General features: G+C 41.6%; 25 protein-coding genes. 14 read left to right on the forward strand and 11 right to left on the reverse strand.

Annotated elements, in window-relative coordinates:
* Window positions 1–38: 38 nt before the first annotated feature.
* From MHH61_RS04345 to MHH61_RS04360, 4 genes are all read right to left on the reverse strand, one after another.
* Window positions 39–242 carry a spore germination protein gene (locus MHH61_RS04345; protein ID WP_235046665.1) on the reverse strand — a complete coding sequence of 68 codons (204 nt, stop codon included), beginning with the start codon at window positions 240–242 and terminating at the stop codon, window positions 39–41.
* A gap of 112 nt (window positions 243–354) precedes the next feature.
* Window positions 355–1,710 (reverse strand): glucose-6-phosphate isomerase, encoded by a 1,356-nt coding sequence (locus MHH61_RS04350; RefSeq protein WP_024425924.1) that lies wholly within the window; start codon window positions 1,708–1,710, stop codon window positions 355–357.
* Between the two features lie 126 nt (window positions 1,711–1,836).
* The gene (locus tag MHH61_RS04355; RefSeq protein WP_024423294.1) at window positions 1,837–3,009 is read right to left on the reverse strand and encodes an iron-containing alcohol dehydrogenase; all 1,173 of its coding nucleotides are present in this window, start codon (window positions 3,007–3,009) and stop codon (window positions 1,837–1,839) included.
* 121 nt (window positions 3,010–3,130) lie between these two features.
* A complete protein-coding gene (locus tag MHH61_RS04360; protein WP_024423295.1) occupies window positions 3,131–4,294 on the reverse strand; it encodes an iron-containing alcohol dehydrogenase in 1,164 nt (387 codons plus the stop codon).
* Window positions 4,295–4,438: 144 nt separating this feature from the next.
* On the opposite strand from MHH61_RS04360, the gene MHH61_RS04365 reads away from it, so the two are divergent.
* Window positions 4,439–4,675, forward strand: coding sequence for a DUF378 domain-containing protein (locus tag MHH61_RS04365; RefSeq protein ID WP_003212952.1), 237 nt, complete (start codon window positions 4,439–4,441; stop codon window positions 4,673–4,675).
* A 245-nt stretch (window positions 4,676–4,920) separates the two neighbouring features.
* Here the strand turns inward: MHH61_RS04365 and yugI are convergent, their stop codons facing one another.
* The 3 genes from yugI to MHH61_RS04380 all read right to left on the reverse strand — a co-directional run bounded on the left by yugI (window position 4,921) and on the right by MHH61_RS04380 (window position 7,206).
* Entirely contained in the window at window positions 4,921–5,313 is a 393-nt protein-coding gene (gene yugI / locus MHH61_RS04370) for a S1 domain-containing post-transcriptional regulator GSP13 (protein ID WP_008345795.1), read from the reverse strand.
* Between the two features lie 198 nt (window positions 5,314–5,511).
* Window positions 5,512–6,705, reverse strand: coding sequence for an aminotransferase (locus MHH61_RS04375; RefSeq protein WP_039181074.1), 1,194 nt, complete (start codon window positions 6,703–6,705; stop codon window positions 5,512–5,514).
* Complete coding sequence (locus MHH61_RS04380; RefSeq protein WP_003213765.1) at window positions 6,706–7,206, reverse strand: Lrp/AsnC family transcriptional regulator; 501 nt, start codon at window positions 7,204–7,206, stop codon at window positions 6,706–6,708.
* Between the two features lie 175 nt (window positions 7,207–7,381).
* Here MHH61_RS04380 and MHH61_RS04385 point away from each other — a divergent pair, with 175 nt between their 5' ends.
* Window positions 7,382–8,206 (forward strand): alpha/beta fold hydrolase, encoded by an 825-nt coding sequence (locus tag MHH61_RS04385; RefSeq protein ID WP_024425926.1) that lies wholly within the window; start codon window positions 7,382–7,384, stop codon window positions 8,204–8,206.
* On the opposite strand, the gene MHH61_RS04390 is transcribed toward MHH61_RS04385, so the two are convergent.
* Complete coding sequence (locus MHH61_RS04390; RefSeq protein ID WP_125586187.1) at window positions 8,203–8,463, reverse strand: DUF1871 family protein; 261 nt, start codon at window positions 8,461–8,463, stop codon at window positions 8,203–8,205. The two genes, MHH61_RS04385 and MHH61_RS04390, sit on opposite strands and share 4 nt — an antisense overlap.
* 83 nt (window positions 8,464–8,546) lie before the next feature.
* Here MHH61_RS04390 and MHH61_RS04395 point away from each other — a divergent pair, with 83 nt between their 5' ends.
* On the forward strand, window positions 8,547–9,722 hold the full coding sequence (locus tag MHH61_RS04395) for a MalY/PatB family protein (protein ID WP_125586185.1): 1,176 nt from the start codon (window positions 8,547–8,549) through the stop codon (window positions 9,720–9,722).
* A 133-nt stretch (window positions 9,723–9,855) separates the two neighbouring features.
* Window positions 9,856–11,148 (forward strand): HAMP domain-containing sensor histidine kinase, encoded by a 1,293-nt coding sequence (locus MHH61_RS04400; RefSeq protein WP_039181080.1) that lies wholly within the window; start codon window positions 9,856–9,858, stop codon window positions 11,146–11,148.
* Here MHH61_RS04400 and MHH61_RS04405 read toward each other — a convergent pair whose 3' ends face one another.
* On the reverse strand, window positions 11,149–11,325 hold the full coding sequence (locus MHH61_RS04405) for a hypothetical protein (protein WP_162860193.1): 177 nt from the start codon (window positions 11,323–11,325) through the stop codon (window positions 11,149–11,151).
* Between the two features lie 91 nt (window positions 11,326–11,416).
* Between MHH61_RS04405 and MHH61_RS04410 the strand changes: the two genes are divergently transcribed.
* Window positions 11,417–11,809 (forward strand): kinase-associated lipoprotein B, encoded by a 393-nt coding sequence (locus tag MHH61_RS04410; RefSeq protein WP_025094193.1) that lies wholly within the window; start codon window positions 11,417–11,419, stop codon window positions 11,807–11,809.
* Here MHH61_RS04410 and kapD read toward each other — a convergent pair.
* Window positions 11,806–12,423 (reverse strand): 3'-5' exonuclease KapD, encoded by a 618-nt coding sequence (gene kapD, locus MHH61_RS04415; RefSeq protein ID WP_103131550.1) that lies wholly within the window; start codon window positions 12,421–12,423, stop codon window positions 11,806–11,808. The genes MHH61_RS04410 and kapD overlap by 4 nt on opposite strands.
* Window positions 12,424–12,641: 218 nt before the next feature.
* On the opposite strand from kapD, the gene MHH61_RS04420 reads away from it, so the two are divergent.
* The 3 genes from MHH61_RS04420 (at window position 12,642) to MHH61_RS04430 (ending at window position 16,258) form a co-directional block, all read left to right on the forward strand.
* Window positions 12,642–13,820, forward strand: a complete 1,179-nt coding sequence (locus MHH61_RS04420; RefSeq protein WP_220396324.1) for an MFS transporter — start codon at window positions 12,642–12,644, stop codon at window positions 13,818–13,820.
* 107 nt (window positions 13,821–13,927) lie between these two features.
* On the forward strand, window positions 13,928–15,829 hold the full coding sequence (locus MHH61_RS04425; RefSeq protein ID WP_051582041.1) for a transglycosylase domain-containing protein: 1,902 nt from the start codon (window positions 13,928–13,930) through the stop codon (window positions 15,827–15,829).
* An 18-nt stretch (window positions 15,830–15,847) separates the two neighbouring features.
* The gene (locus tag MHH61_RS04430; RefSeq protein ID WP_024423304.1) at window positions 15,848–16,258 is read left to right on the forward strand and encodes a thiol-disulfide oxidoreductase DCC family protein; all 411 of its coding nucleotides are present in this window, start codon (window positions 15,848–15,850) and stop codon (window positions 16,256–16,258) included.
* A gap of 42 nt (window positions 16,259–16,300) precedes the next feature.
* On the opposite strand, the gene MHH61_RS04435 is transcribed toward MHH61_RS04430, so the two are convergent.
* Window positions 16,301–16,858, reverse strand: a complete 558-nt coding sequence (locus MHH61_RS04435) for a YufK family protein (RefSeq protein ID WP_125586183.1) — start codon at window positions 16,856–16,858, stop codon at window positions 16,301–16,303.
* A gap of 185 nt (window positions 16,859–17,043) precedes the next feature.
* On the opposite strand from MHH61_RS04435, the gene malK reads away from it, so the two are divergent.
* The 6 genes from malK to MHH61_RS04465 all read left to right on the forward strand — a co-directional run bounded on the left by malK (window position 17,044) and on the right by MHH61_RS04465 (window position 24,513).
* On the forward strand, window positions 17,044–18,642 hold the full coding sequence (malK, locus tag MHH61_RS04440) for a malate sensor histidine kinase MalK (RefSeq protein WP_125586179.1): 1,599 nt from the start codon (window positions 17,044–17,046) through the stop codon (window positions 18,640–18,642).
* Entirely contained in the window at window positions 18,635–19,342 is a 708-nt protein-coding gene (locus MHH61_RS04445; protein WP_024425934.1) for a response regulator, read from the forward strand. The genes malK and MHH61_RS04445 overlap by 8 nt, the downstream gene beginning before the upstream one ends.
* A gap of 394 nt (window positions 19,343–19,736) precedes the next feature.
* On the forward strand, window positions 19,737–20,819 hold the full coding sequence (locus tag MHH61_RS04450) for a BMP family protein (protein WP_048237317.1): 1,083 nt from the start codon (window positions 19,737–19,739) through the stop codon (window positions 20,817–20,819).
* Window positions 20,820–20,978: 159 nt separating this feature from the next.
* On the forward strand, window positions 20,979–22,514 hold the full coding sequence (locus MHH61_RS04455; RefSeq protein ID WP_024425936.1) for an ABC transporter ATP-binding protein: 1,536 nt from the start codon (window positions 20,979–20,981) through the stop codon (window positions 22,512–22,514).
* Window positions 22,507–23,553, forward strand: a complete 1,047-nt coding sequence (locus tag MHH61_RS04460) for an ABC transporter permease (RefSeq protein ID WP_125586177.1) — start codon at window positions 22,507–22,509, stop codon at window positions 23,551–23,553. The genes MHH61_RS04455 and MHH61_RS04460 overlap by 8 nt, the downstream gene beginning before the upstream one ends.
* On the forward strand, window positions 23,554–24,513 hold the full coding sequence (locus MHH61_RS04465; RefSeq protein WP_024423311.1) for an ABC transporter permease: 960 nt from the start codon (window positions 23,554–23,556) through the stop codon (window positions 24,511–24,513). It abuts the gene before it with no gap.
* Window positions 24,514–24,580: the final 67 nt, after the last annotated feature.

Genomic DNA, 24,580 nt, shown 5'->3' on the forward strand with positions numbered 1-24,580 from the left:
CCCTCCTTTTTGTATTAGGGTTCGTTAAAGAGAGGAATTCATACATTTCCTCTCGCGATTTGGACATTGTTTGAAAACGCAGCATCAAATGAGCTTTGATTGGTTGATTGATTCGTCTCGTTATCACTGCCGGAACCTGCTGTTTCCTTCGTAGCACTCTTAGAACAAATGCGTCCGACATTGCCAAAGTTCACGATCGCCTGACCAGAAATATCATGAATATAAATATGATTCGTCCTCATTTTTCACCCTCCTCCATTCATTATTCTATGTACAGAACATAGGAAAGCTTGCACAGGAATCTGAAGAAAACAAAAAAGGCACACCTTTATGAAAAGGTGTGCTTTTTTATTCTTATGATTGTTTCAGGCGGCTTTCAAGCTCTGCTTTTTTCTCTTCGAAGCCTGGTTTTCCTAGTAAAGCAAACATATTCACTTTATAAGCTTCTACTCCAGGCTGATCAAATGGATTGACGCCTAGTAAATATCCAGACATCGCACATGCTTTCTCAAAGAAGTACACGAGGTATCCGAATGTATAAGCATCCATTTCAGGAATTGTCACGATAAGGTTCGGTACTTTTCCATCTGTATGGGCAAGCATCGTTCCTTCAAATGCTTTTTTATTGACGAAATCAACCGTTTTTCCTGCTAGATAGTTCAAGCCATCAAGGTCTTGTTCTTCTGCTTCAATTACAAGCTCATGTCGAGGCTTCTCTACATTGACGATTGTTTCAAACAAGTCTCTTCTTCCTTCTTGAACATATTGGCCAAGTGAATGAAGATCTGTTGAGAAGTTAGCAGATGAAGGATAGATTCCTTTTTCATCTTTCCCTTCACTTTCACCAAATAATTGCTTCCACCATTCTGCGAAATATTGCAGGCCTGGCTCATAGTTAATCAGCATTTCAATCGTTCTGCCTTTATTGTAAAGGACATTGCGGACGACAGCATATTGGTAAGCTGCATTTTCAGAAAGCTCAGATGAAGCGAAGTCTTCGCTTGCTTTTGCCGCACCTTCCATCATCTGATCAATGTCTGCACCGCTCACAGCGATTGGCAAAAGACCGACTGCTGTTAATACAGAATAGCGTCCACCAACATCATCAGGGATGATAAATGATTCGTAGCCTTCTTCAGTTGCTAATGTTTTAAGTGCACCGCGTGCCTTGTCAGTTGTCGCATAAATACGTTTTTTCGCTTCTTCAGCACCGTATTTTTCAATGAGGAGCTTTTTAAAGATGCGGAACGCAATGGCTGGCTCTGTTGTTGTACCAGATTTTGAAATCACGTTAATGGAGAAATCTGCATCTTCCAATAGATCCATCACATCTGTTAAATAAGAAGAACTGATGTTGTTTCCAATAAAAATGATTTGCGGTGTCTTGCGCTTGCCTTTTGGCAAAGTGTTATAGAAAGAATGGTTCAAAAATTCAATCGCCGCACGTGCACCTAAATATGATCCGCCGATTCCGACAACGAGCAGGACGTCAGAGTCAGACTTAATTTTGTCTGCACTTTTTTTAATGCGGGCAAACTCTTCACGGTCATATTGCTTCGGCAAGTCCACCCAGCCTAAATAGTCACTGCCTGCACCCGTTTGTTCATGAATATTATGATGGGCTACCTTCACAAAATCTTTTAAATATGTAAGCTCATGTTCTTGAAAGAAAGGTAACGCTTTCGAGTAGTCAAATTGAATATGTGTCATCGCTTGTAAGCCCTCCATTACGTTAGTTCTGTCCCTTTCACTTTAGCGGAACTAGCTATTGAAATCAAGTGATCGTCACTGGCATAGCAAAAAGCCGCTTTTCTGGATGAAAAGCGGCAATCTGGATTATAAAGAAGCTTTCAAAATCGCTAGAATATCATCACGGTTAAGTTTCATAAAGTTTCCAAAACCACCGTATTCCATTTCTTTTGCTGCAATGTCGGCAATTTTGTCCAGCTGATCCTCACCAATGTCATAATCAGCTAAACGGCTTGGTGCACCAAGGCTTGTCCAGAAAGCTGACAGTTTGTCGATTCCTTCTAATGCGATGTCACGATCTGATTTTCCTTCTGTTTCGATGTCAAACATGTTCAGCATAAGGTTTTTAAAGCGTTCCACATTATGATCGAGCGTGTGGCGCATCCAGTTTGGGAAGAGAATAGCAAGCCCGCCTGCATGCGGAATGTCATAGACAGCCGATACAGCATGCTCAATCGTGTGGGACGCCCAGTCGCCAAAGTAACCCATTTGCAGTGTGCCATTTAAAGCAATCGTTCCTGCATAGAGAATCGTTTCACGATGCTCATAGTTTTGTAAGTCCTCCAGCAGTTTTGGTGCTGTCTCGATGACCGTTTGAAGAACAGCAAAACACATCCGGTCCTGTAAAGGCGTGTTTTTTACATTATGGAAGTATTGCTCAAAAACGTGGCTCATCATATCGACCATACCATACACCGTCTGGTTTTCTGGCACAGAATACGTATGCTCAGGGTCTAGAATTGAAAAAGCAGGGTGAGTGACAGAGCTGCCCCACACATATTTTTCATTCGTTTCCCAGTTTGTGATGACAGAGTCCGGGTTCATTTCTGAACCAGTTGCTGCAAGTGTCAGCACTGTGCCAAACGGCAGCGCTTTTTGAGCGGTTGTTTTCTTTGAAATAATATCCCACACATCACCGTCATACTCTGCTCCGGCTGCAATCGCTTTTGTACAGTCGATCACACTTCCGCCGCCAACGGCTAATAAGAAATCAATGTTCTCCTTTTGGCAGATATCGATTCCCTTCTTCACTGTTGTGAGGCGCGGGTTTGGTTCAACGCCAGACAGCTCAAATACTTCAGCATCTGCTTCTTTTAACGCACTGATGACTTTGTCATAAAGGCCATTTTTCTTAATGCTGCCTCCACCATATACAAGTAACACTCGTTTTCCATAACGAGCGAGTTCGCTTTTGAGTCCTTCTAGCTGTCCTTTTCCAAACATCAATTTAGTTGGATTATAGTAAATAAAATTCTCCATCTGTTGAAACATCTCCTTACAACGAATATATCCAAAAACATGAAAGACTACTGTAACATATGTACACGATGAACTCAAAAAAAGATAACTGCCCGCAAGCAGCTATCCCTTTGTTATTCAATTATAAAGAAGCGTTCAAAATGGCTAAAACATCTTCTTTGTTCAGCTTTTTAAATTGACCAAATTCACCGCGTGCCATTGCACGGTCTGCAATTAAATCAATTTTCTCATCGTTGATGTCATAATCCGCCAAACGGCTTGGTGCACCAAGACTTGTCCAGAAAGCTGACAGCTTGTCGATTCCTTCTAAGCCAACTTCTTCGTCTGTTTTGCCCGCAGGATCTACATCGAATACACGCACCGCTAATTGTTTAAAACGGCCTGGGTTTTCTTGAATCACATGTTTCATCCAGTTCGGGAACAAGATCGCAAGACCGCCTGCATGAGGAATATCATAGACAGCAGATACTGCATGCTCAATGTTATGAGATGCCCAGTCACCACGTGCCCCCATTGAAAGCATGCCATTAAGTGCAATTGTGCCAGTGAATAAAATCGTTTCACGCAGCTCGTAGTTCTCTAGATCGTTGATCAACTTCGGTGCCGTTTCAATGACAGTGCGAAGAAGTCCTTCACACATACGATCTTGATAAGGTGTATTTTCTGTGTGATGGAAATATTGCTCGAACACATGTGACATCATGTCAACCATGCCATAGATCGTATGATTTTTAGGCACAGTGAATGTGTTAACTGGATCAAGAATAGAGAATTTCGGGAAAACTGCTGGACTTCCCCAGCCATACTTCTCATTTGTTTCCCAGTTTGTGATAACTGATCCTGAGTTCATTTCAGAGCCTGTTGCGGCAAGTGTTAACACAGTACCGAACGGAATAGCTTCCATTGGGACGTGTTTGCGTGTCACGATATCCCAAGCATCTCCATCGTACTTCGCACCAGCTGCGATTGCTTTTGTGGCATCAATGACACTGCCGCCGCCAACTGCCAAAATAAAATCAATGTTGTTTTCTTTGCAAAGCTCTACCCCTTTTCTTACTGTTGTTAAGCGCGGGTTAGGCTCTACACCAGCAAGTTCAGTGATGGCAGCTCCTGATTCTTTTAGGATGCTGACAACTTGGTCATAAAGGCCGTTTCGTTTAATACTGCCTCCACCATATACAAGTAATACGTTTTTTCCGTAGTGTTTGAGTTCATCTGAAAGGGCTGATACTTCTCCCTTTCCAAAAATTAATTTCGTTGGGTTCCAATAAGTAAATCGATCCATGTGATCTCCTCCTCGCGCTACATTATGCGCCTCATTCATTCCAAAAGTAAAGTAATTTGCTTTCATCCATTTTCTTACGCATAGTTTGGCTAAAAATCTGCAAAATATAAATGTATTGATGCTGTAGCGAAAGGAGGAATCACGATGAGTGCTATTCAGCGTATTGCCCTCGTGCTCACGATTATCGGTGCTATTAACTGGGGACTAATCGGCTTTTTTCAATTTGACTTAGTAGCAGCGATCTTTGGCGGACAAGGTTCTGCATTATCACGTATTATTTATGGTCTTGTTGGAATTGCAGGTCTTGTCAACCTTGGTCTGTTGTTCAAACCAAGCGAAGAAGCTGTTCGCCGTGACGAGCCGAACCCAGAAGTTCGTTAAATAAAAGGACATAAAAAAAGGCTGCCTACATGAGGCAGCCTCAGCGTGTAGACAAACCCTCGCATTCTTTGTCAGGTCTGCGCGCTGGTGCTCAAGAATTCTAAATTCGCTCCGCAAAAGTAGCAGCCCTTCCTAGACTTCAAAGGTTTTCTATCACGCTGAAAAAGAAGACAAAGGGCTAAAATAAAGATCATTTTAGCCCTTTGTCAACAATCTAAGGCACCGTTTGAAGCGGTGCTTTTTTATTATTTCTTGATAAGATCTTTACGGTTTGATTGCTCAATCCACTCTTCAAGTTTATCTTTAAGTGTATTGAAACCTTGTGGTGCAGCAGCTTCTTCTTTCACTTGCTGTGGTCTTTGTTTCTTTGGTTTGCTTTCTTTTCTTTCAGGTGCTTCTTGTGTCGCACGGATAGAAAGGCTGATTTTACCTGCATTTTCATCAACAGAAAGAACTTTTACTTGTACTTCGTCACCAATTGAAAGGTGCTCGTTGATGTCTTTTACAAAGCCATGTGTTACTTCAGAAATATGCACAAGTCCTTGAGTTTCTTCATCTAATGCAACAAACGCACCATACGCTTGTAATCCTGTTACTTTACCAGTGTAAACACTGCCTACTTCAAACTTTGTCGCCATGATAACAACTCCTAAATAAATGTTTTAATATTCGTTTATACGCAATTAAAAACTATATCACAGAACGGGCAGTTACGCAAAATATTTTTTAAATGGGTTTAGATGAGAACAAAAGGGGGAATACCTGAAAACAAGAATGCTTTCTAGTATTCCCCCCTAATTTGTGAGGCATGAGTCCGTTTGGATTGATGCCTTTTTTTATTTTAAGATGGCTGATGCTTCTTCCTTCACTTGTCGAGCCTGCAAAAAGCGCTGAATTCTTGAAAGTGATTCCTGAAGATGATCAAGTGACGAAGCATATGAACAGCGGATATGACCTTCACCGCTCGGTCCGAATACATTCCCAGGAACAACAGCGACTTTTTCACTTAGGAGCAGCTCCTCAGCAAATTGTTCTGAAGTCATGCCTGTGCTTTTAATCGATGGGAACGCGTAAAACGCTCCGTTTGGCTGATGGCATGTCAGTCCTAGTTCATTTAAGGAGCCGACAAACAAATTACGGCGTCTTCTGTAGCTTTTCTTCATTTTCTCTACATCTTCAAGCCCATTTTTTAATGCTTCTTCTGCCGCATATTGTGCCATCGCCGGTGCGCACATCATAGAATATTGATGTATTTTCAGCATGGCATCCCGCAGTACAGGTGGTGCTGCCACATATCCTAAACGCCAGCCCGTCATGGCAAACCCTTTAGAAAAGCCTGAAATCAAGATCGTTCTTTCCTTCATATCTTGAATAGCTGCGACGCTTGTAAAAGCTTCATCGTACGTCAGCTCTGCATAAATCTCATCCGTAATAATAAGCAGGTCATGCTCTTTCGCAAATTGAGCAATATCTTCAAGCTCTTCCTTTGAATAAACAGACCCAGTCGGATTTGATGGCGAGCAAAGCAAAATGGCTTTTGTCTTCGGCGTCAGCTTCGTGCGAAGATCCGCAGAATCTGCTTTGAAATCTTTTTCAGCGGATGTACTTAAATAGACAGGCACTCCGCCTGCAAGTGTCGTAAGTGCCCCGTATGCTACGAAACAAGGTTCTGGAATGATCACTTCATCCCCGCTGTTTAAAATCGCACGAAAGGCCAGATCAAGTGCCTGGCTTCCGCCAACTGTGATAATGAGTTCTTCTTCTGGACTGTAGTCAATGTGAAACCGCTTATATAAGTAGTGGCTCAGTTCTTTTCGCAAAGAAATTAAACCGGCATTCGCCGTATAAGAGGTCAGTCCCTGTTCTAATGACATAATACTTGCTTCTCTGACATTCCAAGCTGTCACGAAATCTGGCTCACCCACACCAAGGGAGATAACCCCTTCCATTGTGGCAGCCAAATCAAAGAATTTCCGAATACCTGACGGCTGAATGCTTTGTACCGTTTCAGATAAATAAGACTTTTTCATTTAAGGAGACACCACGATTCTTTTGTCATCGTCTCCTGTTTCAAACACTTTCCCATCATGTTTATATCTTTTCAAAATAAAGTGGGTAGTTGTTGAAACAACGGAATCAAGTGTCGATAATTTTTCAGATACGAAGCGGGCAATATCAGACATTGATCTTCCGCGGATCACAACGGATAAATCGTAAACACCTGACATGAGATAGACAGATTCCACTTCCTGAAACCGATAAATCCGTTCAGCAATTTCATCAAATCCGACGCCTCTTTTTGGTGTCACTTTTACATCAATCATTGCTGTAACGCCTTCATGGCCATCCACTTTTCGCCAGTCAATCATGGTTGAATAATCAATAATGACTTTTTGATCTTCAAGTTTTTGAATGATGGCTTCGGCTTCTTCTGTTGTCACGCCTGCCATTTTTGCAATTGTATTTAAATCGGCGCGGCTGTTTTCATCTAAAATCTCTAATATTTCAGTTTCTTTTTCTGTTAGTTTCATTTGATTTCACACCTCAGATTATAAAAGCTAGTTTTAAAAAATCTTCTGAACATTATAGCACGTTTTTCCCATTATGCTAAGCAGGGAAAAGATTCTAATGATAGCTTAAAATCCACTTTTTAGGGTACAATACAGTCACCTAACAGAGAGAGTATCAAGTATCGGAGTGAAGAATGTGGACATTGTTCAGCCAGCTTATATGAAAAGTACATTCGGTTTAGATATCTATTACGAGCACTATCCAAATGAAGGCAAGAAGACATTGATCTTAATTCACGGTCTCTTCTCTTCTACCTTCAGCTATCGAAAGCTCATCCCGCTTCTGAAACAGGACTTCAACTTAATTGCGATTGATCTGCCGCCATTTGGACAGTCCGAGAAGTCGAATACGTTTATTTACAGCTATCGCAACATGGGAAAAATTATTATAGAGCTAGCTGGTTATTTACAGATTCAGCATGCAATTCTAGTCGGCCATTCAATGGGCGGACAAATCGCCTTATACGCTGCTACTGAACGGCCGGACCTATTTGAAAAGGCGGTTCTTTTGTGCAGCTCAGGATATTTAAATAAGTCAAAAAGATCACTTGTTTACAGCACATATATTCCTTATTTTTATCTGTATCTAAAAAGAAAGCTTTTAAAGCAAGGCATTATGAAAAATTTAACGGCTGTTGTGCATGATCACTCCATCATTGATCAAGAGATGGTCGACGGATATTTAAAACCGTTTTCAGATGATCAAATCTTTCGGGGAATCTTTCGTTTGATTCGGCACCGGGAAGGAGATTTAACCTCGGACGTTTTAAAGAAAATGGAAACACCCGTGCTGCTTATTTGGGGCGAGGAAGATCGAATCGTTCCCATTCAAATAGGCGAAAGACTGCACAAAGATCTGCCGAATTCGACCTTACATGCATTAAAAAAAACCGGGCACCTCATTCCTGAGGAAAATCCGGTCTTTGTGTCTGATCAAATCGGACATTTCAGCCTGTCTTAGCGTGAACAGGAGCTGTTGTCTCGCAAGACAAAAAGCTGATTCGCTGTATGCTGACAGCTCTCTATCGGAAGAAGCTGTTCAAATGAGTGATGGTAGATGGCTTGAATCTCTTTTGCTAAAGTTAACGGATCTTCTGCGTCGTATAATGCACTGATGACGTCAGCAGGCTCCGTTTCATAAAAATCCTCTCCATAATGAAAAGGGTCCCATGCCTTAATGAATTGAATCATCTCTTCTACAGCTTGACTATCTTTCATCGGTATCACCGCTTATAATAAATTTTGTGATGTTTATTTTAGCACAACCAAGAATGGTTGAAAAACAGCTAGAGGTGGGTTTCATGAATTTCGACGAACAGATCATACGTAAAGGTTCAAAATCAGTGAAATGGGATCAAGCAGAGTCTTTGTTCCTGACAACAGATGCCCTCCCGATGTGGGTGGCCGATATGGATTTTAAAGCGCCGCAGGTCGTCCTTGATGCATTGAAAGAGCGATTAGACCATGGTGTATTTGGCTATGCATTTCAAGATCAGGATACGCAGCAGGCAGTAGCTGGATGGCTCAAAAGAAGACACGGATGGACCATTCAGACAGAAGCGGTCACTTTTACACCAGGCATCGTAACGGCTCTTAGTTTTGCAGTTCAAGCCTTTACAGCACCGCATGACGAAGTAGTTATACAGTCACCAGTGTATACACCTTTTTATCAAATGATTGAGCGAAATGGACGTACAGTCTCAACCAATCCTTTAAAAATAGAAAACAACCGTTATATGATGGATTTTGATGATTTAGAGAAAAAACTGAGCAGGCCACAAGCAAAGCTGATGTTCCTATGTCATCCGCATAATCCGTCTGGAAGAGCGTGGACAAAAGAGGAATTAAAGCGAGTTGGAGACCTCTGTGTGAAGCATGGAGTCACAGTCGTTTCAGATGAGATTCATTCAGATTTAATGCTTTACGGGAAGCAGCATGTGCCCTTCGCCAGCCTTTCTGACGACATTGCACATATCACGGTAACGTGTATTGCGCCGAGTAAAACCTTTAATCTAGCGGGTCTGCAGGCATCTGCTATTATCATTTCAGATGAAGAAAAAAGAACCCTTTTCACCAATGAATTGCAAAGAAACGGACTGTCCAAACTGAATGCATTTGCGATTCCAGCGATGGAAGCAGCATACCGTCACGGGGATGAGTGGCTTGATGCCCTTGTTCTTTATCTCGAAGGCAACATGAAGATGGCCATGGATTATATTGACGAATATCTTCCAAATATGCGTTATATGAAACCAGATGCTTCTTATTTATTGTGGCTGGACATTCAGGATTATCAATACAGTCTAGCGGAATTAAAGCGGAATCTGCTAAAAAAAGGGAAAGTGATCCTAGAGCTTGGCCACGTGTACGGACACGAAGGAGACGGCTTTATTCGGATGAATCTCGGCTGTCCTGCTTCAACAGTCAAAGAAGGACTGAAACGTCTTCATCAAGCGTTCACGCCATCAGCTGAATAAGATCTATACGGTAGAAAGAACATCCTAACGGGTGTTCTTTTTAAAGAAAAAAACCCTCCTTTTATCATATCTACTTTGTACATGAAATGATATAATGAGAGGAATTACTATTATTTACGAGGAGAGCATTTAAATGGAAATGTTCAAGGATTTTCTGCTCCATGTATCTTTTATTCTATTTCCAATCTTTTTATATCATGCGCTATGGTTAAGCCGGACCCCTGCTCATTTCCCAAAAACGAATAAACTGCTCATCACAGTATTCGCATCCATCTCTTCAGCACTATGTATTATGTATCCAGTTGGTTCGATTTTAGATTTGCAGACTGGGCTTCAATCTATTCCCCTTGTACTTGCTATTTTATACGGAGGATACATGGCGGGGAGCGTTGCCATCTTGATAAGCATCATTGTCAAATTCGTGATGTATGGCTCTTTCTTATGGATTGGACTCATTGTTGTCCCAATTTACTTTTTCATCCCATTCCTGTTCTACCGAAAATGGCATCAATATTCGAAGCCAAATAAGCTTTTTTACGGAGTGCTTATCGGTTTATCCAAAGGATTCTTTATTTACATTGGACTGCTTGCGGTCAGCTTACTTGAATACAGCCCAGCTTTTATTATGCAGCAAAAGCTCCTTGAGTTATTTTTCTCAACTCTTTACTACATATTCTTTCTTGTGCTCAGTATCTATTGTATTGAATTCGTTAAAGAAAATGCGGAAATGAGAACACAGCTTGTCCAGTCAGAAAAACTGACCATTGTAAGTGAACTTGCTGCAAGTGTCGCCCATGAAGTACGCAATCCGCTGACAGTTGTGAGAGGGTTTATTCAATTGCTCTTTTCGAGTGATCATACAAAAGAGCCGCCTGCCAATAAAGATTATAAAAATCTCGTTCTGTCCGAATTAGACCGGGCTCAGGACATTATTACGAGTTATCTTGACATTGCAAAACAAAACTATTATCAAATTGAATCTCTTAATCTATCTAAATTACTTGAGGAATGTGCATCACTGATGACATCCTATGCAAATTTTAAATCGGTCACGATTCATCAATCCATTGAACCTGACTTATACATTCAAGGTGACGTAACGAAGATCAAGCAAGTCATGATTAATTTAATCAAAAATGCGATAGAAGCAGCTCCCGAACATGAAGGAAAGGTTGAACTTTTTGCTTCGAAAGAAAATCATAAAATCTGCCTTTATTTCGTTGATAACGGTGTAGGTATGACAGAAAGCCAAATGAAAAAGCTTGGCGAACCGTATTACACCTTGAAAAACAAAGGAACTGGACTTGGGCTGACAGTGACTTTTTCAATTATTGAAAATCACCATGGAACCATACGTTTCAAAAGCTCGCTGCAGTCTGGAACAACCGTCACCGTGAAATTTCCTGAAGATACAAGAAGAAAATGATTAATCCATTTTTTTTGTTCTTTTTTCATCTATCCGCTCCTGCTTCTTAGACGCACGCACGATGAGACGAAAACAAATAAACGCAGCAATAAAGAAAATCACCGTGGTGATCGCCGCCGGGATGTACTCCCTTTTATCTTCAGGAAAATATAGTAGAAAAAGTACGATGAATGACATCTCGCCATTCCCCCTTTTGCTCGTTTACTTCACTATATTGGCTAAAAGAAATGAAATACCTTCCTATGAGAAGGAAATGGAGGAATTTCACATGACAGACATTCAAATTGGACAAGTTGTGAAAGGTTTTTATAAAACAGGTGTATACGTTGGGGAAGTGACAGCAGTGAAACCATCGACCTATCTCGTTCAAGTAAAAGCCGTTCTGACACATCCCACTCAAGGCGACCTGCATCATCCGAAAGAAGCAGACGTGCCTTTTTTCCAAGAGAGGCGGGCTTTGGCCTATAGAGAACAGACAAATATCCCTCATCATATGGTGAAGCCTTATGATGGCGATATCCCTGATTATGAAGAGTCACTGAAAGAAGCTGTAGATAAATTGAAACAAGCACTCCGTGCGGATGATTCCAAATGGGCTGAAAAATCAAGAGCGTGCCTATCTTCTCTTGAGAAAGATTATTTTCCAGAAGACGTCCGCTAATCAGCCGAATCAAAAAAATGTGAGAAATCGATCAGCTCACCAATTTTGGTTGTTTGCGGATTTTCCACATAGGCTCTGTCTTTTTCAAAAAGGGTTAACAGCTGATAAGTCGTCATGGCATCATCGAGTGCTTTATGATGCTTACCAGCTCCTTCACTGCCGTATTCCTTTGCTGCTTTTCGAAGCCCTGTCAGTGTGCGGTCACCAAAAAAGGTTTTATATTCAAAGGCCAGGTCCCTCAGCTTCCCCTTAAAAGGAAAGGCAATGTGATTGAGCATACAATTTTGCTTCAATACCTTCATGTCCATGTTGCCCCACGTAATAATTGCACAATTCTCTCCCCCATCAAGTGACACGAGCTTCTCGATAAATTCCTCAAATGAAATTCCGCTCTCTACATCCTCCTGCGTAATTCCGAGGAAAGATTTACAGCGCTTCGTCAGCTTCGGGAACTTTTTCGGTTTGACGTAGCTAGAGAATGTGTCTATGATCGTTTCATCTGCTGCTTTCACTACTCCAGCTTCAATAATTTCAGGAAAAAAATTTTGCGGATGATATTTTCCATCAGGCATCGTAAATTCAAAATCGACCACAAGCACCGTCTTCTGTTCCACCAGTTTCACCTCACTTTTTCGTCAGCTTTTCATTCTCATACCATTATATTAAGACGGACCTTGAAATCACTTCATTTTCGTGAAAATAATGCAGATTCACTATGCCCAACCTATTCATCTGATGAAAGATCGTTTATTTTCCTTTATAATTATTAAGGAACACGAAATAAATAAAGAAGGTGGTCTCTATCACAAACAGGAAGAAAAACTTGTACATCATGTGGTTTGTGAACTTTTTTGTATCTGCGAGCATTACAATGATCGTCCCTTTTTTATCACTTTACATAGAATCTCTTGATAGCAGCTATTCAAATGAATTTGTTCAAAGATGGAGCGGCTATGTCTTTGGAGTCACGTTTTTAACGGCCTTCCTGATTTCTCCGATTTGGGGGCGGATTGGCGACCGGCATGGCTATAAAAAGATTTTATTAATTAACGGAATTGGCATCGCCACAAGTATTCTATTAATGGGGCTTGTGCACACTGTGTATCAGCTATTCGCACTAAGGCTCTTCATGGGGCTTGTCACAGGCTTTATCTCGACTTCAATGGCACTGATTTCTGCACAGACCGAAAAGGCAACTGCCGGTAAAACCCTTGGAACGATGCAGATGAGTAATGTTGCCGGAGGATTGTTTGGTCCATTAATGGGTGGATTCATGGCAGACAGCGTCGGATTTATTTATACGTTTTTCCTGACAGCGGCTGTCATTTATGTGTCAGCTATTGTGATTATCTTCGGAGTGAAAGAACAGCCGATCCGGTCAAAAGAAGCAAAGCGTGTTTCTTACTCACGGAAGGATGTACTCTTTCACATTTTCAAACAGCCTTTGCTTGTCGTCACGATGCTTTTAACGTTTATTACACAAGTAGGGAACTTTAGCATTCAGCCGCTTTTGGCTTTATACATTCATGATTTACATGGTCCTGTCAATCTCGCTTTTTATGCGGGGCTTGCTTTTTCTGCAACTGGACTTGGCAATTTGCTGTTTACGCGAAAATGGGGAGATCTCGGAGATCGAATTGGTCATGACAAGGTGCTCCTTGCCCTTCTCATCCTCTCCTCTATTTTATTCATCCCGCAAGCGATGGCGGATTCGTACGTCATGTTAGTCATTTTCCGTTTCCTATACGGGATGGCACTTGGCGGAATTATTCCGTGTACGACGGCGTATATCCGGATTAAAGCACCTGCTTCTATGCAAGGAGAAGTGCTCGGATACAATGTCAGCTTCCGCTTTCTTGGGAATGTCGTCGGTCCGGTAATCGGCGGCATTGTGGCGAGTCATTACGGGATTCCAGCTGTCTTTTATGTCACTGCCGGCATTTTTCTGTTTGGCGCGTTATTTTTATGGGCGGTCCGCTCACATGCGAAAACAAAGGAAAGGAGTGTCTGATCATCTTCAGATACTCTTTTTTCTTGCGGAAAAGCCTTATTCACTAGACTTCACGCCCTTTCTTTTCTAAAAATAACCTTCTCGTATTCGCAAAAGAATGGTACGATATGGCTAGAAAATTGAAGAAAGTGAGTGACCTCATGTTTCGTGCAATTATTGGTTGGTTATTACTTGCTGCCCTCATCCCATTATTTGCTCTGACTTTTTATCTATCAAAGGAAGAAGCTGCAAGTGTAAAGCCTGTTAACGAAGTGCTTGATCAAAAAATCAAGCTGGAAAAGATAGATTTTTCCCAAAACAGTTATATGTATGACCGGGATGGTTCTCTTATCTCCGAGATCGTCTCAAACGATGAGAACCGAGTGTTCGTGAAATACGATAACATTCCTGAACCTGTGAAGGAGCTGTTCCTTCGTTCAGAGGACCGCAACTTTTATGACCATAAGGGAATTGACTTTATGGGGGTGGTTCGTGCCCTTGCTGCAAATGTCAAAAACCATGGCATCAGCCAAGGAGCGAGTACGATCACACAGCAGCTGTCCCGCAACTTATATTTAAGCCATGAACGTTCGTTCAGCCGAAAGTTTACGGAGCTGCTCTATTCCTATGAACTTGAGCGGAAATTCTCGAAGGATGAAATTCTCGAAAGCTATTTAAATACGATTTATTTCAGTAATGGTGTTTACGGTGTCGGTTCTGCGGCTAATTACTATTTTGATAAGCCGCTTAGTTCTTTAACACTTGCCCAAATGGCATTTATCTCTGCTATTCCAAACAACCCAACACTGTATGACCCATTAAAACAGTTCAAGCACACAAAGAAACGCCAAGAACGACTGCTTGGTATTTTGAAGAAAGATGGCGTCATCACCAAAAAACAATACAAAAAAGCCGTCAAAGAAAAAATCAGCCTTTCTTTAAGTGAAAAGAAAAACCTATACCCTGACTATGTGACATATGCCAATGAAGAGTTTACAGATCTTGTGTCTGATCAGGAGGGCTTTACAAAACGATTGAAGAAAGCCAAAACAGCTGAAGCGAAAAAGGCGATTCAAAAGGAATTATCTGAAAAGGTCAGTGCCCTGCTCCAGGATGGTGTGAAAATTTATACGGCGCTTGATCCTTCCTTACAGCAAAGAGCCGTCTATCAGCTCAATGCTCAATTGCCTTACCAAGGTGTGGAAGGCGGATCAGCCGTCATTAATCATGAAACGCATCAAATTGTTGCACTTGCTGGCGGGAAAAACTATAAGAAATTTGATTTTAACTACGCTTATCAAGCGCAAAGACAGCCTGGGTCTGCGATTAAGCCGCTTTTAGACTATGCGCCTTATATTGATCAAACCGGTGCAACGGCTTCAAGCACCATCAGTGCCGGCAAGTTTTGCAGCAGCGGATACTGTCCGCAGAACTATAATCATAAAACGTATGGAACAGTCACACTTGAAACAGCCTTTAAAAATTCTTACAATACCCCTGCGATCCGAATGCTGGATACAGTGGGTGTCAAAAAAGGCTTCAGCTATTTAGAGAAGTTCTCATTCGAACATATTGTAGCGGAAGATTACCGTCTTCCTTCTGCACTTGGCGGATTTACGAAAGGCTTCTCACCGCTAGAAATAACAGATGCATATACCGTCTTTGGCAACCAAGGAGCCTACACACAAAGTCATTCGATCACAAAAGTGACAGACTTAAACGGTAAGACCCTTTACAAGTGGAAAGAGTCGCCAAAGCAAGTATATTCTCAGCGTACAAATGAAACGATGCGTAAGCTGCTTACCTCTGTTGTGAAGAGTGGGACAGGGAAAAAAGCGAATTTCAACGCCCCTTACATCGGTGGTAAAACAGGGACATCCAATGACTACAAAGATATTTGGTTTGTGGGACTGACAGATCAGTACACAATGGGTGTCTGGGTTGGAAGAGATAGAGGAACGGTGGAATCGATTTATCATTCAAGCCCGCACTTACGTATTTGGAAAAATACGATGCAATACGCCAGATAAACAGGAGGTTTGATTGCGATGCATTCAACACATCCACCCCATTTAATCTTATTTGACGGTGTCTGCAACGTGTGCAGCGGCGCTGTTCAGTTTGTGATTAAGCGCGATCCGAATGAACGGATGATGTTCGCTTCCTTACAATCAGATACAGGGCAGCGTATTTTAAAGGAAAACGGTTTGCCTTTAGATGAGTTCAATTCATTCATTTATATTGAAAAAGGGACCCTTTATACGAAGTCGACAGGCATCTTAAAAGCCGCGCGGCATTTAAAAGGGATATACAGATGGAGCTTTTTACTCCTTGCCATACCTCGCCCAATCCGTGATTGGTTTTATCAGTTGATAGCAAAAAATCGCTACAAATGGTTTGGTCAAAAAACATCTTGTATGATGCCTACACCCGATATTCAAAAACGGTTTCTTTCATAAAAAAAGCATCCTCCATCATTGGAGGATGCTTTCTTTGTCTGCTTATGAAGGCAGACTTGCCATCACACTGTTATAAAGCTTAATAAATAAGTACAAAATACCGATCAAAAACGTCGCCCAAAACAGCAGAAGAAACATCATAAATCCAATCAAATTCAGCATAGAAAGCGATTGATAAATGCGAACCACAACCCAGATAAAATAGACAAGACTTGCTAGTGCAAAAAGTCCGACTAGCAGAATGAGCTGCTGTGTCAACAGAAAAGCTAGCAAGCTGGCAAATAAATAAACAACGGATGCGATCCGAATTTTCTTTAAGTTCTCCCCTTCAGGGTCCTTAGCGAAAAAGAGTAACGCCAGCTCTAATACCGTATCTGCAATCAGTTTTAAGGCAGATAAGATCATAAAATAAACAAGTGCAAAAGCAGCAAAGAGAGCAAGACGAATGCCCTGTTCAGAGAAAAATTCAAGCATTCCTTTTAAAATGCCTGCTTGAGTCAAGAAATCAGTTGTGATACCTACTGTGAAAATCGAAAAAGCAGAGCTGAATAGTAAAATTGAAATCAGCGGAAAATATCCAGTCAAATATGTATTTTTCATAAATAGATCCTTTCTCATAAGCTCACATTTATTATGGCTCACTTAAAACGGATTGACAAGATGCTTTCAAAGTAAACCGACAGCAAAATCAAATTTATGATTTTGCACGTACATTCCTTCACAAACTTACATTTTCCCGTTAAAGTATTACTGTTACGAAAAAATCGTGCGTTAGGGGTATACTCGTGAAAAAAACTTTAAGACTGCAAACACGGCTGACGATCTTTGTGTGCATCGTTGTCCTGATCTCCCTTTGTATCACATTCTTTACAATATGGTCGGAAACAGCCAAGAACATCCATCAGCAGGAACGTGACATTGCTCTTTCTACTGCCAAAATGGTCGCAGAGGCACCGATCACAGCACAATCATTAGAAGATCATTCATATTCCGCATTACGAAAATATACAACAAGTGTTCAGCAAATCACCAAAACCGAATTCGTTGTCGTCATGGATATGAACGGTATCCGCAAAACACACCCGAATCCGCAGAAAATTGGAAAGCGGTTTGCCGGCGGTGATGAAAAAGCAGCATTACAGGGAAAAGAACATATTAGTACGGCTTCTGGAACACTCGGCAGATCCATGCGTGCTTTTGTTCCTGTTTATGATCAAAATGGTAAGCAGCTCGGGGCTGTGGCCGTAGGGATTACGTTAAAGGAAATTGACTTGATTATTCATCAAAGCTTACTTCCACTCTACTTCGTCACATCACTCAGCCTCCTATCTGGCATCATCGGGGCACTCATTGTGGCAAGAAAAGTGAAGAAGATTATGTTTGGACTTGAGCCGGATGAGATTGCCACATTGCTAAAAGAACGAAGTGCCATGCTAGAATCAACAAAAGAAGGGATTCTTGCCGTCGATCAGCACGGTCAAATCAAGCTGGCCAATGCAGAGGCAAAACGACTCTTTCATAATATGGGCATTATGGTTGATCCTAGAGAACAAGATGTTCAAACTCTCCTCCCTTCAAGCGGCTTAAAACAGGTCATTGAAACACGCAAGCCACTGCTTGATCGTGACGTGAGAATGAATGGACTGGAGCTCGTTTTTAATGAAGTACCAATTACAGTAAATGATGAGATTGTCGGAGCCATCGCCACCTTCCGTGACAAAACAGAAGTGAAACATCTGGCTGAGCAGCTTAGCGGGGTCAAAATGTATGCGAATGCGCTCCGTGCCCAGTCACATGAATTTATGAACAAGCTGCATGTCATTTTAGGATTGGTTCAGCTCAAAAACTACGATGACCTTGGCACCTATATCAAAGATATTGCGATCTATCAGCAAACGGAAACAAATGAAATCATCAACCATGTGAAAAACTCTGTTTTAGCAGGATTTTTACTAGGAAAACAAAGCTATATCAGGGAACAAGGCGCTGCCTTGGAGGTTATTTGCAGCACACAAGTGCCAAATACGGAGGACCCGGCAGTGACGCATGATCTCATTACCGTGATTGGCAACTTGTTAAATAACGCACTCGATGCTGTTTCACATACTGATACGAAAAACATCTCGATCTCCTTCAGATACGTCCATGAGCAGCTTCACATTGAAATCACGGACACAGGTGTTGGTCTCACGAAAGAAGAACAAGACATCATGTTTGATCAAGGCTTTTCAACTAAAGGAGAAGACCGAGGGTTCGGACTCTACTTCGTTGACCAAAGCATCAAGAAATTGAACGGACATATGATTGTCACGAGTGAAAAAGGAGAAGGAACGACCTTTAGTCTCCGCATTCCGTATAAACAAAAGGAGGATTCACATGATTAATGTGTTAATAGTAGAAGATGATCCAATGGTTGGGGAGCTGAACAAACGCTACCTGACCCAAATCGACGGCTTTGAGTTAAAGGGGATTGCCACCTCGTTTCAGCAGGCACTTGAAATGTTAAAAACAGAAGTCATTCACCTCGTACTGCTCGATATTTATATGCCTGGACAAAATGGACTGGCATTACTAACAGAAATTCGCCAGCAAAATCATGCCGTTGATGTCATTGTCATTTCGGCTGCAAATGAAGTCGATGTTGTACAGCAAACGATGCGAAACGGGGCAGTTGATTATTTAATTAAGCCTTTTGAGTTCGAACGATTCCAATCAGCACTGGCAGAGTATAAACGGAAACACGCCCTGTATCAATCCATGAACAGCATTTCGCAAAATGATTTAGATGCGAAGCTTTTTCATAAAAAAGCAGAGGCGGAAAAAGTCCTCTTGCCAAAAGGACTGACCAAAAGCACACTTAAACTCATCTGGACAAGCATTCAATCATTTGGCCAGCAGGCTTTCACAACCGAAGACCTAGCCAATCATACAGAAATCTCTCAAGTCTCCATTAGAAAATACTTGAAATTCCTTGAGGATATCGAAGTGGTGGATGTTGAAATGGCATATGGGACAATAGGACGTCCTGTTTTCCAATATAAACTGAACACGAGCAATATGAATTTGATTCAGCAATATCTTTAAAATACTACATCTGACCTTTCACAAAGGCCAGATGTTTTTTTATGGCATACGATGTAACAAACCCCTTGATATCAGTGGTTCTGCTGTAGCGGAGCACATCACAAAAGCGGCATTATATCATATTTCAGCAGATAAAAAGACATCAAATAAAGCCATTTAACATTTTTTTAAAAATAAAACAAATTTCTATTTATTTATTCGATCGGAAATGATAAATTATGATTGATTAGTTCAACGAGATATAAGTCTGATGTCTTACATCTTCTCTCCTGCCCTCCATAAGCTTCATGAGAAAGCAGGATAAAATACCCTCTTCAGAAGGGTGAGAAGAGATAGATCGGTCTTTTTTCGCGAGACTTTTCTGAAACTTTTAAATTTTATAGGGGGTTATGTTTTGAAGAAGCGCAAAATTGGACTAGCATTGTCCTTAGTCGTAGCAGCAGGAACCATCCTTGGAGCATGCGGCAACTCTGGCTCAAACAGCGGTGAAAGCAAAAAAGATAAAGATCAATTCACTGTTGCAATGGTAACTGATGTCGGTGGTGTCGATGACAAATCGTTTAACCAATCAGCTTGGGAAGGTTTACAAGCATTTGGGAAAGACAACAATCTAAAAAAAGGTAAAAACGGCTTTGATTACTTACAATCTAAATCAGATGCTGACTATACAACAAACTTAAACACACTTGCTCGTGAGAAATTCGACCTGATTTACGGAATTGGTTTCTTAATGGAAGATGCTATATCTGAAATTGCGGATCAACGTAAGAAAAACCACTTTGCTATCGTTGATGCAGTCGTGAAAAAAGACAACGTGGCTAGCATTGTGTTTAACGAAAACGAAGGATCATTCCTTGTGGGTGTTGCGGCTGCTCTTACAACAAAATCAAACAAGATTGGTTTTGTCGGCGGCGTTGATTCTGAATTAGTCAGAAAATTCGAAGTCGGTTTCCGCGCTGGTGTTGAAGCAGCGAACCCAAAAGCAAAAGTTGAAGTGAAATATGCTGGTGCATTCGATAAGGCTGACATCGGTAAAGCAACAGCTGAAAGCATGTACAAATCTGGCGTCGACATCATCTATCATGCTGCTGGCGGCACTGGAACTGGTGTCTTCACAGAAGCGAAAAACCTGAAAAAAGCGGATCCTAATCGTAAAGTTTGGGTCATCGGTGTAGATAAAGACCAGTATGACGAAGGAAAAGTACCTGGAACAAAACAAAGTGTCACTCTTACTTCTATGGTTAAGAAAGTAGACACAGCGGTACAAGACTTAACAACGAAAGCAAAAGAAGGTAAGTTCCCTGGCGGCGAAGTGATCACATACGGTCTGAAAGAAGGCGCTCTTGACATCTCTCCATCTAAGGAAAACCTTGATAAGGATGTATTAAAGAAAGTGGAAGAATGGAAACAAAAAATCATCAAGGGCGAAATCAAAATCCCTGCAACACGTGATGAATTAAAAGATTTTAAAGCTTAATTTGAGCATCGGGATAAGCGCGCCTTATCCCCTTGCCTCTCCTTTACCTCCTCTTTATTCGTAAAAGGTGGTAAAAGAAAAGCTGCAGCCTCGTTTTGCAGCTTTTCTTTTGCTAGTTTTTATCTTCATCAGCACCCTAAAAAAGGAGCGGTTAAACCTGTGGATTATGTCATTGAAATGTTGAATATACGCAAAGAATTCCCTGGCATTGTAGCAAACGACAACATTACGCTGCAGCTAAAAAAGGGCGAAATTCATGCGCTGCTTGGTGAAAACGGCGCTGGAAAATCAACGCTCATGAACGTGCTTTTCGGACTGTACCAGCCTGAAAAAGGTGAAATTAAGGTGCACGGAAAACCCGTGACCATCTCTAGTCCAAATGATGCTAGTGATTTAGGCATCGGAATGGTGCATCAGCACTTTATGCTTGTCGATACCTTTACTGTCGCTGAAAACATCATTTTAGGTAAAGAGCCAAAGAAGTTTGGAAAGATTGACAAAGAACAAGCCATACAGCAAGTACAAGAGCTTTCTGACCGCTATGGTTTGAAAATAGATCCTGCCGCAAAAGTATCTGACATCTCTGTCGGTATGCAGCAGCGTGCAGAAATCTTAAAAACACTTTACCGCGGCGCTGATATTTTGATCTTCGACGAACCAACGGCCGTTTTAACACCTCAAGAAATCAAAGAACTCATACAAATTATGAAAAACTTAATCAATGAAGGCAAATCCATTATTTTAATCACCCATAAGCTGAAAGAAATTATGGATGCCTGTCATCGCGTGACCATTATCCGAAAAGGCCAAGGCATTCGTACACTTGATGTGGCAAGCACAAATAAAGATGAACTTGCAAGCCTCATGGTTGGTCGTGAAGTGTCATTTAAAACAGATAAAAAAGCTGCTTCTCCAGCTGAGGAAGTTCTTCAAATTCAAGATCTCACAGTAAAAGACGCCAGAGGAATTGAAGCGGTTAAGCAGTTGAACCTCTCAGTGAAGGCTGGCGAAATTGTCGGAATTGCTGGGGTAGATGGCAATGGCCAGTCTGAATTAATTGAAGCCATTACCGGTCTAAAGAAATCAGAATCTGGCACAATCATGCTAAACGGGAAAGCCATTCAAAATCTCCCGCCTCGTAAAGTGACCGAATCTGGGATTGGACATATTCCTCAGGATCGTCATAAACATGGACTTGTACTCGATTTTTCAATTGGAGAAAACATTTCCTTACAAACGTATTATCAGCGTCCTTATTCAAAATTCGGCTTATTGAATATGAAAAATATTTATCAAAAAGCAAAACGAATCATTGCGGAATATGACGTGAGAACACCGAGTGAATATACAGAAGCGCGCGCTCTGTCAGGCGGTAACCAGCAAAAAGCCATTATCGGCCGTGAAGTTGACCGCAATCCTGATTTATTAATTGCCGCTCAGCCGACACGAGGACTTGATGTTGGTGCGATTGAATTTGTTCATAAACGTCTAATCGAGCAAAGAGACGCAGGCAAAGCCGTTTTGCTCATCTCCTTTGAGCTTGATGAAATTATCAATGTCAGTGATAAGATCGCTGTTATTTTCGAAGGCAGCATTGTCGCCATTGTTGATCCAAAAGAAACAACAGAGCAAGAGCTTGGTCTATTAATGGCTGGAAGTACGCAACAGGAAGTGGGGAAAGAAGCAAATGTCTAATCGCTTAACAAATCTGCTGATTCCGCTTATAGCCATTGTACTTGGTCTTTTGGTTGGGGCCATTATTATGCTGGCAAGCGGTTATAGTGTCATCGAAGGCTATAGCGCCCTTTGGAATGGCGTTTTCGGTGAAACCTATTATATGGGAGAAACCATCAGGCAAGTGACACCTTATATATTATCAGGTCTTGCTGTTGCCTTTGCATTTCGGACAGGCCTGTTTAATATCGGTGTAGAAGGTCAAATGCTTGTTGGCTGGGTAGCTGCTGTATGGATTGGAACAACTGTCCATGCACCTATGTATATTCATCTGCCGCTTGCACTCATCACCGCAGCTGCTGCAGGTGCTTTATGGGGCTTTATTCCTGGTTTTTTAAAAGCTCGTTTTTATGTGCATGAGGTCATCGTTACTATCATGATGAACTACATTGCCCTTCATGTCACAAACTATTTAATCTCAAATGTCTTAACAGATAATAAAGATAAAACAGATAAAATCGATGCCACTGCCTCGCTCCGCTCTGGATTTTTTGAGCAGATCACTGATTTTTCCCGAATGCATAACGGTATTTTTGTTGCCATTATTGCTGCCGTCGTGATGTGGACCATTATTCAAAAAACGTCTAAAGGGTTTGAATTACGAGCAGTTGGAATGAACCAGCAGGCATCACACTATGCTGGTATGAACGTTCGCCGCAATATCATTTATGCGATGCTTATTTCAGGTGCTTTTGCAGGTCTTGCAGGCGCTATGGAAGGTCTTGGTACATTTGAATATGCCTCTATTAAAGGCTCGTTTACAGGCGTAGGTTTTGATGGAATTGCCGTCGCTTTATTAGGTGGAAATACGGCTGTTGGTGTTGTCCTTGCTGCATTATTGCTTGGTGGATTGAAGGTCGGTGCATTAAATATGCCGCTTGAATCAGGCGTACCGACTGAGGTTGTTGATATTGTCATTGCGATCATCATTCTTTTCGTCGCCTCAAGCTATATTATCCGTCTTGTGATTCAACAAATGAAGAAAAAGGGGGGAAAATAAGTGGGATTTCTGCAAATACTTGAAATCATCGTCCCAGCTACACTTGTTTATGCTGCACCACTTATTTTAACCGCTCTTGGAGGCGTCTTTTCAGAAAGATCAGGTGTTGTCAATATCGGTCTTGAAGGGTTGATGGTCGTCGGAGCATTTTCCAGTATTATCTTTAACTTATTTTTTGCTGATACGTTTGGAGCCTTGACCCCGTGGCTTGGGCTTCTCGTCGGAATGGCCGTTGGCGGATTGTTCTCACTGATTCATGCAGTGGCGACCATTACCTTCCGAGCTGATCAAACGGTCAGTGGTGTGGCGATTAACATGCTGGCACTTGGCGCTACATTGTTTGTCGTCAAACTGATTTATGGGAAAGCACAAACTGATAAAATTACAGAGCCTTTTTATAAAGGAGATATCCCCCTTTTAAGTGACATTCCGATCATTGGTGATATTTTCTTTAAAGATGTTTATTATACGTCTATACTCGCCTTAGCTCTTGCGGTTGTTGCTTGGTTTGTTTTATTTAAAATGCCGTTTGGTCTTCGTCTTCGTGCAGTCGGAGAGCATCCAATGGCAGCTGATACAATGGGTATCAAAGTGTACCGGATGCGTTACATTGCTGTTTTCATTAGTGGACTGTTTGGCGGTCTTGGCGGAGCTGTTTATGCCTCAACGATCGCGCTTGATTTCTCACATGCCACCATTACTGGACAAGGCTTCATCGCACTAGCTGCGCTTGTATTCGGTAAATGGCATCCATTTGGCGCAATGGGCGCTGCTTTATTCTTTGGATTTGCTCAAAGTTTAAGCATCATTGGCTCTCTCCTGCCGCTGTTCCAAGATATACCGAATGTGTATATGCTCATAGCACCATATGTGCTCACCATTTTAGCACTTACTGGCTTCATCGGACGTGCCGATGCACCGAAAGCACTTGGTACGCCTTATCTAAAAGGAAAACGATAAATACGATGTATGATCAATCCCCTGAAGGACAAACTACTTTCAGGGGATTTTTGTATGATAAAAAACT

The sequence above is a fragment of the Bacillus sp. FSL K6-3154 genome, assembly GCF_040869395.1.
Lineage (GTDB): Bacteria > Bacillota > Bacilli > Bacillales > Bacillaceae > Bacillus > Bacillus safensis.

What these genes read in the sequence shown, in the direction of transcription:
- MHH61_RS04345 (WP_235046665.1), bottom strand. Translation starts at nt 242, where the DNA reads ATGAGGACGAATCATATTTATATTCATGATATTTCTGGTCAGGCGATC.
- MHH61_RS04350 (WP_024425924.1), bottom strand. Translation starts at nt 1,710, where the DNA reads ATGACACATATTCAATTTGACTACTCGAAAGCGTTACCTTTCTTTCAA.
- MHH61_RS04355 (WP_024423294.1), bottom strand. Translation starts at nt 3,009, where the DNA reads ATGGAGAATTTTATTTACTATAATCCAACTAAATTGATGTTTGGAAAA.
- MHH61_RS04360 (WP_024423295.1), bottom strand. Translation starts at nt 4,294, where the DNA reads ATGGATCGATTTACTTATTGGAACCCAACGAAATTAATTTTTGGAAAG.
- MHH61_RS04365 (WP_003212952.1), top strand. Translation starts at nt 4,439, where the DNA reads ATGAGTGCTATTCAGCGTATTGCCCTCGTGCTCACGATTATCGGTGCT.
- yugI (WP_008345795.1), bottom strand. Translation starts at nt 5,313, where the DNA reads ATGGCGACAAAGTTTGAAGTAGGCAGTGTTTACACTGGTAAAGTAACA.
- MHH61_RS04375 (WP_039181074.1), bottom strand. Translation starts at nt 6,705, where the DNA reads ATGAAAAAGTCTTATTTATCTGAAACGGTACAAAGCATTCAGCCGTCA.
- MHH61_RS04380 (WP_003213765.1), bottom strand. Translation starts at nt 7,206, where the DNA reads ATGAAACTAACAGAAAAAGAAACTGAAATATTAGAGATTTTAGATGAA.
- MHH61_RS04390 (WP_125586187.1), bottom strand. Translation starts at nt 8,463, where the DNA reads ATGAAAGATAGTCAAGCTGTAGAAGAGATGATTCAATTCATTAAGGCA.
- MHH61_RS04395 (WP_125586185.1), top strand. Translation starts at nt 8,547, where the DNA reads ATGAATTTCGACGAACAGATCATACGTAAAGGTTCAAAATCAGTGAAA.
- MHH61_RS04400 (WP_039181080.1), top strand. Translation starts at nt 9,856, where the DNA reads ATGGAAATGTTCAAGGATTTTCTGCTCCATGTATCTTTTATTCTATTT.
- MHH61_RS04405 (WP_162860193.1), bottom strand. Translation starts at nt 11,325, where the DNA reads ATGTCATTCATCGTACTTTTTCTACTATATTTTCCTGAAGATAAAAGG.
- MHH61_RS04410 (WP_025094193.1), top strand. Translation starts at nt 11,417, where the DNA reads ATGACAGACATTCAAATTGGACAAGTTGTGAAAGGTTTTTATAAAACA.
- MHH61_RS04420 (WP_220396324.1), top strand. Translation starts at nt 12,642, where the DNA reads ATGTGGTTTGTGAACTTTTTTGTATCTGCGAGCATTACAATGATCGTC.
- MHH61_RS04425 (WP_051582041.1), top strand. Translation starts at nt 13,928, where the DNA reads ATGGCTAGAAAATTGAAGAAAGTGAGTGACCTCATGTTTCGTGCAATT.
- MHH61_RS04430 (WP_024423304.1), top strand. Translation starts at nt 15,848, where the DNA reads ATGCATTCAACACATCCACCCCATTTAATCTTATTTGACGGTGTCTGC.
- MHH61_RS04435 (WP_125586183.1), bottom strand. Translation starts at nt 16,858, where the DNA reads ATGAAAAATACATATTTGACTGGATATTTTCCGCTGATTTCAATTTTA.
- MHH61_RS04445 (WP_024425934.1), top strand. Translation starts at nt 18,635, where the DNA reads ATGATTAATGTGTTAATAGTAGAAGATGATCCAATGGTTGGGGAGCTG.
- MHH61_RS04460 (WP_125586177.1), top strand. Translation starts at nt 22,507, where the DNA reads ATGTCTAATCGCTTAACAAATCTGCTGATTCCGCTTATAGCCATTGTA.